General features: G+C 67.6%; 9 protein-coding genes. 8 read left to right on the top strand and 1 reads right to left on the bottom strand.

The genetic code is table 11. The features are described 5' to 3' along the window. The first annotated feature begins 26 nt into the window (after positions 1 to 26). From ACFFIO_RS05825 to ACFFIO_RS05790, 8 genes are all read left to right on the top strand, one after another. Positions 27 to 1550 carry an ABC transporter permease gene (locus ACFFIO_RS05825; RefSeq protein WP_378040643.1) on the top strand — a complete coding sequence of 508 codons (1524 nt, stop codon included), beginning with the start codon at positions 27 to 29 and terminating at the stop codon, positions 1548 to 1550. A gap of 101 nt (positions 1551 to 1651) precedes the next feature. After that, positions 1652 to 2809 (top strand): ABC transporter permease, encoded by a 1158-nt coding sequence (locus tag ACFFIO_RS05820; protein ID WP_378040734.1) that lies wholly within the window; start codon positions 1652 to 1654, stop codon positions 2807 to 2809. Beyond that, positions 2806 to 4680, top strand: coding sequence for an ABC transporter ATP-binding protein (locus ACFFIO_RS05815; protein WP_378040642.1), 1875 nt, complete (start codon positions 2806 to 2808; stop codon positions 4678 to 4680). The genes ACFFIO_RS05820 and ACFFIO_RS05815 overlap by 4 nt, the downstream gene beginning before the upstream one ends. 124 nt (positions 4681 to 4804) lie before the next feature. Continuing rightward, positions 4805 to 6712 carry a translational GTPase TypA gene (typA, locus tag ACFFIO_RS05810; protein ID WP_378040641.1) on the top strand — a complete coding sequence of 636 codons (1908 nt, stop codon included), beginning with the start codon at positions 4805 to 4807 and terminating at the stop codon, positions 6710 to 6712. Next, positions 6699 to 7241, top strand: a complete 543-nt coding sequence (locus ACFFIO_RS05805) for a hypothetical protein (protein ID WP_378040640.1) — start codon at positions 6699 to 6701, stop codon at positions 7239 to 7241. The genes typA and ACFFIO_RS05805 overlap by 14 nt, the downstream gene beginning before the upstream one ends. A 72-nt stretch (positions 7242 to 7313) precedes the next feature. Continuing rightward, positions 7314 to 7646: a ferredoxin gene (fdxA, locus tag ACFFIO_RS05800; RefSeq protein WP_159551716.1), complete on the top strand. Its 333-nt coding sequence runs from the start codon at positions 7314 to 7316 to the stop codon at positions 7644 to 7646. Positions 7647 to 7682: 36 nt separating this feature from the next. Continuing rightward, positions 7683 to 8939 (top strand): succinyldiaminopimelate transaminase, encoded by a 1257-nt coding sequence (gene dapC, locus ACFFIO_RS05795; protein WP_378040639.1) that lies wholly within the window; start codon positions 7683 to 7685, stop codon positions 8937 to 8939. A gap of 188 nt (positions 8940 to 9127) precedes the next feature. Beyond that, positions 9128 to 10411 carry a citrate synthase gene (locus ACFFIO_RS05790; protein WP_378040638.1) on the top strand — a complete coding sequence of 428 codons (1284 nt, stop codon included), beginning with the start codon at positions 9128 to 9130 and terminating at the stop codon, positions 10409 to 10411. Positions 10412 to 10608: 197 nt separating this feature from the next. On the opposite strand, the gene ACFFIO_RS05785 is transcribed toward ACFFIO_RS05790, so the two are convergent. Then, positions 10609 to 11241 carry a cysteine hydrolase family protein gene (locus ACFFIO_RS05785; RefSeq protein WP_378040637.1) on the bottom strand — a complete coding sequence of 211 codons (633 nt, stop codon included), beginning with the start codon at positions 11239 to 11241 and terminating at the stop codon, positions 10609 to 10611. Positions 11242 to 11321 lie beyond the last annotated feature (80 nt).

Here is an 11321-nt window from a genome sequence, read left to right as displayed (position 1 = left end):
CCTTGCATGGAAGGCAACGCCCCGTTGTGCTGAAATTTATCCTCCGCCGCTTCGGCAGCTCATTCCTGGTACTCCTCGGTGCCTCCCTGTTGTTGTTCGTCCTCACCATCAACTCCGGTGACCCGCTCAAGGACCTCCGGGAGTCCAATGCGGACAACCGCGAGTACCTGATCGAACAGCGCATCGACTTCATGGGGCTGGACCAGCCGTGGTACGCGCGGTACTGGGACTGGCTGACCGGCGTCGGCAAATGCGTCATCGGCCAGTGCGACCTCGGCACCAACCGCTCCGGCCAGCAGGTCATCGACCTGCTGGGGCTGGCGGCGGCCTCGACCCTGCGGCTCGTGGTGCTGGCCACCGTGATCGCCATGGTCTTCGGCGTCCTCATCGGCATCCTGACGGCCATCCGCCAGTACTCCGGGATCGACTATGTGGTGACCTTCCTGACCTTCATGTTCTTCTCCCTGCCGGTCTTCTGGGCTGCCGTACTTCTGAAGGAGTATCTGGCCATCGGCTTCAATGACTGGCTCGCCAGCCCGGACCCCGGATTCTCCTGGCCCACGATCATCGTCGTCGGCCTGGTCCTCGGCCTCGCCCTGCAGGCCATCCTGGCCGGAAATGCCCGACGCCGGCTGTTCACCTTCCTCGGCGCCTTCGCCTTCACCTGTGTCGCCCTGCCCTACATGGACTGGCTGAACTTCGCCCGTTATCCGCAGCTCGGGCCGGTCGTGATCACGTTGGTCGGCGTGGCAGCGGCCGTCGGGGCCACCGTCCTGGGAGCGGGCCTCAAGAACCGCCGCGTGCTGTACGCCGGCCTGACCACAGCCGTGCTCGGCCTGGTCGCCTACTACGCCACCTATGGCCTGCTGTGGGATCCGAACTGGCTGATCATCCTCATCCTCGCCGTGGTGGCCATCGGTGTGGCCATCGCCATCGGCCGCCTGATGGGCGGGTACTCCAAGGGCGCGGCGACCCTGGTCTCCGTGTTCACCGCCGTGGTGATGGGCGGACTGATCATCGTCGAGCACCTCTTCCGCTCGTGGCCGTCCTACCTGGAGATCGTGGGACGCCCGATCGCCACCATCGGCTCGGAGACCCCGAACTTCGCCGGCACGTTCTGGGAGGACTTCCTGGACAAGGGCACCCAGCTGCTGCTGCCGACCATCCTGCTCGCCCTGATCTCCCTGGCCAGCTACTCGCGCTACACACGGGCCTCCATGCTCGAGGTCAGCCAGCAGGACTACATCCGCACGGCACGGGCCAAGGGCTTGAACGAACGGCAGGTCATCCTCAAGCATGCCTTCCGCAACTCGCTCATCCCCATCACCACCATCATGGCCTTCGACTTCGCCGGCCTGATCGGCGGCGCGGTCATCACCGAGCAGGTCTTCGGATGGAAGGGCATGGGCGAACTGTTCCGCACCGGCCTGGAACAGGTGGACCCCGCGCCCGTCATGGCCTTCTTCCTGGTCACGGGCACGGCCGCCGTCCTCTTCAACCTGTTGGCAGACATCCTGTACGCCGTCCTCGACCCCCGGATTCGAGTGTGAGTCGCATGAGCAACGAAGACGGGACCCCCCGCAACATGCCCGAGTACACCCCGGAGGAGAACGCCCGCAACGGAGCCGGTCCCTCCCAGACCGCCGTGGACATGGCCAACCTGGCTGAGGTCGAGGATGCCAAGCTGCGCCAGCAGACCGGCAAGTCCTACAGCCAGGGGCAATTGGTCCGGCGGCGCTTCCGCAACCACAAGGCCGCCATGATCTCCGCCGTCTTCCTGGCGCTGATCTTCATCCTGGCCTTCACCTCCATCGGCTATGCCGGCATCCCGGGCTGGTGGGACAAGGACTATGCGGCGGCCGGCGCCGTGGTCAACGGCGGCAACCCCACACTGTCCCTCGTGCCCCAATGGCTGGGCGGCCAGGGCATCCAGTGGGGGGAGCACCCCTTCGGGCAGGACTCCACCGGCAAGGACTACTTCGCCCTCACCATGCGGGGGACCCAGCAGTCGCTGATCATCGCCCTCGTGGTGGGCATCGTCTCCACCGTGATCGGTTCCGTGGTCGGCTCCCTGGCCGGGTACTTCCGCGGTTGGATCGATGCCGTCCTGATGCGGGCTACCGATCTGGTCATCGTGATCCCGCTGCTGGTGCTTGCGGCGGTCCTCGGTCAGATGTCCGCGGGGCTCGGTGCCGGCATCCTGCCGCTGGCGTTGGTCCTCGGGCTGGTCACCTGGACCTCCCTCGCCCGCCTGGTCCGCGGTGAGGTGCTGTCCCTGCGGGAGAAGGAGTTCGTGGCCGCTGCCGTGGCCATGGGAGCCAAACCCGGGCGCGTGATCCTGCGGCATCTGCTGCCCAACACAGTGGGTGTGATCGTGGTGAACGCGACGTTCGCCATCGCCGCGGCCATCCTGCTGGAGACCTCTCTGTCCTTCCTCGGCTTCGGGGTGCAGCCACCGGACTCTTCCCTCGGTTTGCTCATCAGCCAGTACCAGAACGCGTTCACCACCCGGCCGTGGCTGTTCTGGTGGCCCGGCATGTTCATCCTGGCGATCGCCCTGTCCGTGAACTTCATCGGTGACGGCCTCCGGGACGCCTTCGATCCCCGTCAGGGCTCCCGCGGCAGGAAGCGGGGCTTCCTGGGCTTCTCCGGCCGGTCCAAGGACCTGGCTGCCGCCACCGCCGGCGCCGTCCACCCGAGCGTGGACACCGGGCCCAGAGTTCCCGGAGGCGGCTCGCAGATCGGCGGCAACACCCCGACCCAAGGACCCTCCGACCCTCGTGGCTCGGGAACGATTGGAAACCCATGAGCATCTTCGGACGCAAGAGGAACACGAACGACCAGAACGACCGCAACGACCAGGGCGCCCGCGGTGACCAAAGCGCCGGCTCCGGCGGGTCTCAGCGAGCCGGGCAGGCGGGCCGGGGCGCCGGCGTTGCGCGGCCGACGTCGGGCACGTCCCCGGCAACCGGCTCACTGGGGCTGGTGCAACGCCACCCCGACCGCGACGGCAGGCCGATCCTGTCCTTCCAGGACGTCTCCGTCACCTTCAACACCGAGTTCGGTGACGTCAACGCGGTCAAGGGTGTCAGCTTCGACATCAAGCCCGGCGAGGTTGTGGCGCTGGTCGGCGAATCCGGCTCCGGCAAGTCGGTGACCTCGTCGACGGCCATGGGACTGCTCCCGGCCAACGCGAGCGTCACCGGCACCGTCATGCTGGGGGACCGTGAGGTCACCAAGCTGGACGCGAACGGTCTGCGCAAGATCCGCGGCCGGCACGCCGCCATGGTCTTCCAGGAGCCCATGACCGCGCTGAACCCCGTGCTCACGGTGGGGGACCAGCTCACCGAGTCGCTCAACGTGCACGGCATCGCCTACGGCACCGAGGCGGACCGGCGGGCGGTGGAGCTGCTGGAGATGGTCGGGATCCCGGACGCAAAGCACCGGCTGAAGCAGTACCCGCACCAGTTCTCCGGCGGCCAGCGCCAGCGCATCGTCATCGCGATGGCCATCAGCTGCTCGCCCGAGGTCATCATCGCGGACGAGCCGACCACGGCCCTCGACGTGACCGTGCAGGCCGAGATCCTCGAACTGCTGCGCTCGCTGAAGGATCAGCTGAACACCGGCATCCTGCTCATCACCCACAACATGGGTGTGGTGGCGGACATGGCCGACCGGGTCTGCGTGATGCTGCGCGGCGAGCTCGTGGAGTCCGGCGAGGTCCACCAGGTCATGCAGAACCCCCAGCACCCCTACACCGAGCGGCTGCTCGGCTCCGTGCCGCGCCTGGGCACTGAACTGCAGGTGGCGGAGCCGTCACCGGTGACCTCCACGCAGACCACGGCGGTCTATGCGATCGAGGCGCAGGGCCTCTGCATCGAGTACGACCACCGGGGCAAGAAGAACCGCGTGGTCCATGACATCGACTTCACGGTGGCACCGGGGGAGATCCTCGGACTCGTGGGCGAGTCCGGTTCCGGCAAGTCCACGATCGCCAAGTCGGTCCTGGGGCTGTTGCCCGTGGCATCCGGCTCGCTGAAGATCCACGGCAGCGACCTGACCCGGCTCGCCGGGAAGGATGCGCGCGCCCTGCGCAAGCGGATCGGCGTGGTGTTCCAGGACCCGGCGGCCTCGCTGGACCCGAGGTTCCCGATCGGCGATGTCATCACCGAGCCGATGGTCATCCACAACGTCGGCAACCGTCAGACGCGGCTGGACCGCGCCTACGAGCTGCTGGACGCGGTGAAGCTGCCGCGCTCGGTGGTCAACCGGTTCCCCCATGAGCTCTCCGGTGGTCAACGTCAGCGCATCTCCATCGCCCGGGCCCTGACCCTGGACCCGGAGGTGCTGATCGCGGACGAGCCGACGTCTGCCCTCGATGTCTCCGTCCAGGCCGCGGTCCTGGACATGTTCGCCGAGCTGCAGTCCCGCTATGAGTTCGCCTGCCTGTTCGTCTCACACGACCTGGCGGTGGTGGACATGCTGGCGCACCGGGTCCTCGTCCTGAAGGACGGCCGCCAGGTGGAGCAGGGGCTGACGCAGGAGGTCCTGCACCATCCGACGCAGGAGTACACCAAGCGACTGCTCTCGGCGGCTCCGGTGCCGGATCCCGATGAACAGTTGACCAAGCGCACCGAGCGCCGTCAGCTGCTCGAGTCCCTCGGGGAACGCCCCTACTGAGGCGGGGCGGTCCGAGGCGTGTCCGAAGGGATTGGCTCGGTCCCGTATAATCGGACGGGGCCCTTGACGGCTAGCAACCTCTTGGCGCCCGCCAGCCCGCCGCCCTCGATGAACAGGCACCCCTATGACTGAAACCCTCACCCAGCGCACCGACCTCCGCAATGTCGCCATCGTGGCCCACGTGGACCACGGCAAGACCACCTTGGTGGATGCGATGCTGCGCCAGGCCGGCGCCTTCTCCAGCCACGGCGAGGTGGAGGACCGGGTGATGGATTCCGGCGAGCTGGAGCGCGAGAAGGGCATCACGATCCTCGCCAAGAACACCACCGTGTTCTACTCCGGTCCGTCCGCGAAGGGCGAGTCCGTCACCTTCAACGTCATCGACACCCCCGGCCACGCCGACTTCGGTGGCGAGGTCGAGCGCGGTCTGTCCATGGTGGACGGCGTCGTGCTGCTAGTGGACGCCTCCGAGGGCCCACTGCCGCAGACCCGCTTCGTGCTCCGCAAGGCCCTGGCCGCCAAGCTTCCCGTGATCCTCGTGGTCAACAAGACCGACCGCCCCGATGCCCGCATCGACGGCGTGGTGTCCGATTCCATGGACCTGCTGCTGGGTCTGGCCTCGGACCTCTCCGACGAGGTCGATGATCTGGACCTGGACTCCGTGCTGAACCTGCCGATCGTCTACGCCTCAGGCAAGGCGGGCAGGGCCTCCCTCAATCAGCCGGCCGACGGCGGACTTCCGGACAGCGAAGACCTGGAGCCGCTGTTCGCCACCATCATGGAGCACATCCCGGCCCCGACGTACACCGAGGGCGAGGTTCTGCAGGCGCACGTCACCAACCTGGACGCCTCTCCGTTCCTGGGCCGACTGGCCCTGCTGCGCATCTTCAACGGCACCCTGAAGAAGGGCCAGCAGGTCGCCTGGGCCCGTCAGGACGGCCAGCTGAAGAACGTGAAGATCACCGAGCTGCTGGGCACCAAGGGCCTGTCCCGCGCGCCGATCGACTCGGCCGGTCCGGGTGAGATCGTGGCCGTCGCCGGCATCGAGGACATCATGATCGGCGAGACCCTCACGGACGCCGAGAACCCGAAGCCCCTGCCGCTGATCACCGTGGACGATCCGGCGATCTCCATGACCATCGGCATCAACACCTCCCCGATGGCCGGCCGCGTCAAGAACGCCAAGGTCACCGCGCGCCAGGTCAAGGACCGGCTGGATGCCGAGCTCATCGGCAACGTGTCCCTCAAGGTCCTGCCGACCGAGCGTCCCGACGCCTGGGAGGTCCAGGGCCGCGGCGAGCTGGCACTGGCCATCCTGGTGGAGCAGATGCGCCGCGAGGGCTTCGAGCTGACCGTGGGCAAGCCGCAGGTGGTCACCAAGACCATCGACGGCAAGGTGCATGAGCCGATGGAGCTGATGACCATCGACACCCCCGAGGAGTTCATGGGGCCGATCACCCAGCTGATGGCCGCCCGCAAGGGCCGCATGACCGAGATGAAGAACCAGGGCACCGGCTGGATCCGCATGGAGTTCAACGTGCCGGCCCGCGGTCTGATCGGCTTCCGCACGCAGTTCCTCACGGACACCCGCGGCGCCGGCATCGCCTCCTCCTACGCCAACGGCTTCGAGCCCTGGGCCGGTCCGATCGAGTACCGGGACAAGGGCTCCCTCATGGCGGACCGTTCCGGCACTGCCACGCCGTTCGCCATGATCAACCTGCAGGAGCGCGGCACGTTCTTCGTCCAGCCGGGTGCCGAGGTGTACGAGGGCATGATCGTCGGCGAGAACTCCCGCGCCGATGACATGGACGTGAACATCACCAAGGAGAAGAAGCTCACCAACATGCGTGCGGCCTCCTCCGACTCCTTCGAGGGCTTGACCCCGCCGAAGAAGCTCACCCTGGAGGAGTCCCTCGAATTCGCCCGCGAGGACGAGTGCGTGGAGATCACCCCCGAGGAGATCCGCATCCGCAAGCTCATCCTGGACGCCGGGGAGCGCAGTAAGGCCGCCCGCGCCCGTGCCCGCTCCTGATCTGCGGGACCACCAGCAGGGTCCGACGCCGGCCGGGCAGTCCCCGGCCGGCGCGGGGCCGCGCTCGGGCCGGGAGCGGAGGGGCACCCGCCCCACAGGCCGACGCGGCTGGGTGCCGCTGCTGGTCGCGGTCCTGATCGGGGCCGGCGTCGGAATCCTCGGGACCGTGCTGCACCTGCACTTCAGCTGGATCGGAGGCACCACCACCGAGGAGGGCGCCTGGGTCCTGCCCTGGGGCGCCGTGCTGGCTCTGCTGCTCGTGGCCTCCGCCCAGCTCTGGTGGACCTTGAGGTCCTCACTGGCCTGGACCGGGGGAGTCGTCGCCATCGCGGCGTTCACCACGGCCATGGTCATGGGGAACTGGCCGGGCCTGGACACCTTCGCCGTGGCTGCCAATGACTACACCTTCGCGGTGGTCCCCGGTCCGGCCATCGCCGGGACGGTCTGGGTCTGGGGCCTCCCGGCCGTGGCCATCATCACGATGCTGTTGGCTCAGCCTCTTCTGCGCTACCCGGTGGCACGGGACTAGACTGGACGCAGAATCCCAGGTCCGGTGATGTCCGGACCCCATTCCGACCCCCTGGAAGGTGGACGGTTCCACGTGACGTATGTCATTGCCCTGCCGTGTGTGGATGTCAAGGACAAGGCCTGCATCGAAGAGTGCCCGGTCGACTGCATCTACGAAGGTGAGCGGATGTTGTACATCCACCCCGACGAGTGCGTGGACTGCGGCGCCTGCGAGCCCGTGTGCCCGGTCGAGGCCATCTACTACGAGGATGACACCCCGGACGAGTGGGCCGACTACTACAAGGCCAACGTCGAGTTCTTCGACGACCTCGGCTCACCGGGCGGCGCCGCGAAGATGGGCCTGATTCCCAAGGACCATGAGCTGATCACCGCCCTGCCGCCGCAGCCGATGCCTGAAGGCCTCTGACGGCTCCGGCTGACGAACCGACCCGGAGTTGACCCTGTGCTGACGCTGCCCGAATACCCCTGGGAATCCCTGTCGCCCTACCGCGCCACCGCCGCGGCCCACCCCGGTGGGATCGCCGACCTGTCCATTGGCACGCCCGTGGACAGCACCCCCGCGCTCATCCAGGACGCCCTCGCGGCGGCCGCCAACGCGCACGGCTATCCGACCACGCAGGGCACGGCCGAGCTGCGTGAGGCCATCGTCGCCTGGTTCGCACGGCGTCGCGGCGTAGCCGGGCTGGACCCCCAGGCCGTCTTCCCCACCGTGGGTTCGAAGGAGTTCATCGCCTGGCTGCCGCTCCTGCTGGGCCTGGGTCCCGGCGATGTGGTGGTCCGGCCGACCGTGGCCTACCCCACCTATGACATCGGTGCCCTGCTCGTGGGCGCCACCGCCGTGGCCGCGGACTCGCTCGATGAACTGGATGCCGAAACCCGCGCCCGGGTCAAGCTGGTCTGGACCAACTCCCCGGGCAACCCCACCGGGAAGGTGGCCTCGGTCGAGGAGCTGCGGGCCGTCGTCGCGCAGGCCCGCGAGGTGGGTGCCGTGGTGGCCGGCGATGAATGCTATGCCGAACTCGGCTGGGGCAGTTGGGACGGTGACGACAGCGACGCCAGTGAGGGTAGCGCGGACGGCGGGGATCATCGGAGTGGGGACCAGCGGGACGGGGGCACCGCCAGGGTGCCCTGCATCCTCTCGCCCGAGGTGTCTGACGGCGACCACACCAACCTGCTGAGCGTGTACTCGCTGTCCAAGCAGTCCAACCTGGCCGGCTACCGTGCGGCTTTCGCTGCCGGGGATGCCGCGCTGATGTCCACGCTGCTCAACAGCCGCAAGCACGCCGGGATGATCGTGCCGATGCCGGTCCAGGCCGCCATGACGGCAGCCCTCGGGGACGACGCCCACGTGCAGGAGCAGAAGGATCGGTACCGGGCCCGGCGCGCCCTGCTCAAGGACGCGCTCGAAGCCGCCGGCCTCGTGGTGGACCACTCCGAGGCGGGCCTGTACCTGTGGACCCGGGACGGCCGGCGGACCCCGGACGCGGGGGACGCCACCGGTTCGGGGGCCGACGCCGTGGCTGCGGCTCCCACCGAGCAGGACAGCTGGGACCTGGTCGGCGAGTTCGCCGAGCTGGGCATCCTGGTCGGCCCCGGCACCTTCTACGGCTCGGCCGGCAACGGCTACGTGCGAGTGGCGCTGACCGCCACCGACGACGCGGTGGCGCGGGCAGCTGAACGGCTGCGCTCCTGGCGCTGACCTGTGGCCCCCGGCGGTTGGTCCCTCCAGCGGCACTGCCAGGGGCCACAATCGTCACCGATTCCTTGTCTGGGTCCCCGTCTTGGTAGCGTTGACGTGGATTGGACCACCCCCGCTTCACATGGTCGCCGTCCCAGGCGGATGGTTTCCGGTGGTTCGCACACTGAACAACTCATGAGGGAGCACCCATGACCGAAAACACTTCAGCTCAGCTGTCCGTTGACGGCACGATCGTCGAGCTGGGCCGCGAGAAGGCCACCATCGGCAACGACGGTCTGAACATCGGACCGCTGCTGAAGGACACCGGTCAGGTCACCTATGACCCTGGCTTCATGAACACGGCCAACGCCAAGTCGGCCATCACCTACATCGACGGCGATGAGGGCGTGCTGCGCTACCGCGGCTACCCGATCGATCAGCTGGCCGAGCACTCCTCCTTCCTCGAGGTCGCCTACCTGTTGATCTACGGCGAGCTGCCGACCGGGGACCAGCTGGGCGAGTGGGACCAGAACATCCGCCGCCACACCATGCTGCACGAGGACCTCAAGGGCTTCTTCAACGGCTTCCCGCGGGACGCGCACCCCATGCCGGTGCTGTCCTCGGCCGTGTCCGCCCTGTCCACCTTCTATGCGGACTCCCTGGACCCGTTCGACGAGGAACAGGTCCACATCTCCACCATCCGCCTGATGGCCAAGCTGCCGGTGATCGCGTCCTACGCCTTCAAGAAGTCCATCGGCCAGCCGATGCTCTATCCGGACAACTCCCTGAACCTGGTGGAGAACTTCCTGCGCCAGAGCTTCGGTGTCCCCGCCGAGCCGTACGAGCTGGACCCGGACATGGTCAAGGCCTTGGACCTGCTGCTCATCCTGCACGCGGACCACGAGCAGAACTGCTCGACCTCCACGGTGCGCCTGGTCGGCTCCTCGCACGCCAACATGTTCGCCTCCATCTCGGCCGGCATCAATGCGCTCTACGGCCCGCTGCACGGCGGTGCCAACGAGGCCGTGCTGAACATGCTGCGCTCCATCAAGTCGGACGGCGTCAAGCCCGAGGACTTCATGGAGAAGGTCAAGAACAAGGAAGCCGGGGTGAAGCTCATGGGCTTCGGCCACCGCGTCTACAAGAACTACGATCCGCGGGCGAAGATCGTCAAGCAGACCGCGCATGACATCCTCGGCAAGCTCGGCGGCAACGACGAGCTGTTGGACATCGCCATGCGCCTCGAGGAGAAGGCCCTCGCGGACGACTACTTCATCGAGCGCCGCCTCTACCCGAACGTCGACTTCTACACGGGCCTGATCTACAAGGCCATGGGCTTCCCGGAGAAGATGTTCACCCCGCTGTTCGCGCTCGGCCGCCTGCCCGGCTGGATCGCCCAGTGGCGTGAGCTCATCGAGGACCCCGCCACCAAGATCGGGCGCCCGCGCCAGGTCTACACCGGCCACGACTTGCGGGACTACCCCAACCGCTGACGCATACTCGGCCCTGGAGGGCGGACTGCCCGGGATCTGCCGAGAACGTCACGATCAGTGCGTTGACAGTGGTGCCCCTCCCGGTCGGTCAGCTCACCCAGGTCACCGATGCCGTCATCCACGGTGACCTGAGGCGGGCCCGACCTGGGCAGGGGGCGCTGAGCCCTGCCAGGCCCGCGCCCACCACCACATCGACCTCAGGTATCTCCGCGACCCTCCCGGGCGGCGGACTCGACGAGGTTGTCGCCGACGAGGGCCTGCCCGGACCGCACGGCGTCCGTCCAGTCGCTCGTGGCCGCGACCGCTGCCCAGTTGGAGTTCAGGAGGGCCATGACGGTCTCGTGCACCTGCTGGGCGGGCGCAGATCCCGCGGCGTTCACCAGGCCGATGGCGCCCGTCGCATCGGAGAGCACCTCGACGGTGAATCCGAGGGGCTCGGCGGCGGCTGCGGATCCGATGACACAGTTGTTGGTCATGTAGCCGACCAGGGTGATCGTGGTGATCTCGCGTTCGCGTAGCCACGCCTCGAGGCCGGTGCTCGCGAAGACACTGGCGAAGGGCTTGGTGATGCGGTGCGCCGCCGTGTCCGCGCGGCTCGCGATCTCCGGGTGGAGTCCGAAGGTCGGAGACTCCGGTGCGAACACCGGGAAGCCCGCGGGTGCCTCGTGTTGGACGATGACGGTCGGAATGCCGGCTTGCTCGGCGGCGTCCATCGCCTCGGCGATGCGCGTGAGCGACTCATCACGGGCGGGATATTGAATGGGCAGCAGTCCATCGAAGTATTCCTGCTGGACATCGATGACGATCAGGGCGCGTCGTGGTGCTGACATGGGATCTCCGGTGTTTGTTTGGTTGGTTGGTTGGTTGGTTGGTTGGTTGGTTGGTGGAATCGGGCTCCGGCGGTGCCAGG

Origin of the sequence: Citricoccus parietis, assembly GCF_042433045.1 — a bacterium.
Taxonomy (GTDB): Bacteria; Actinomycetota; Actinomycetes; order Actinomycetales; family Micrococcaceae; genus Citricoccus; species Citricoccus parietis.
Note: the sequence above shows the minus strand (reverse complement) of the source record. Positions and strands in the feature narration are given on the sequence as shown.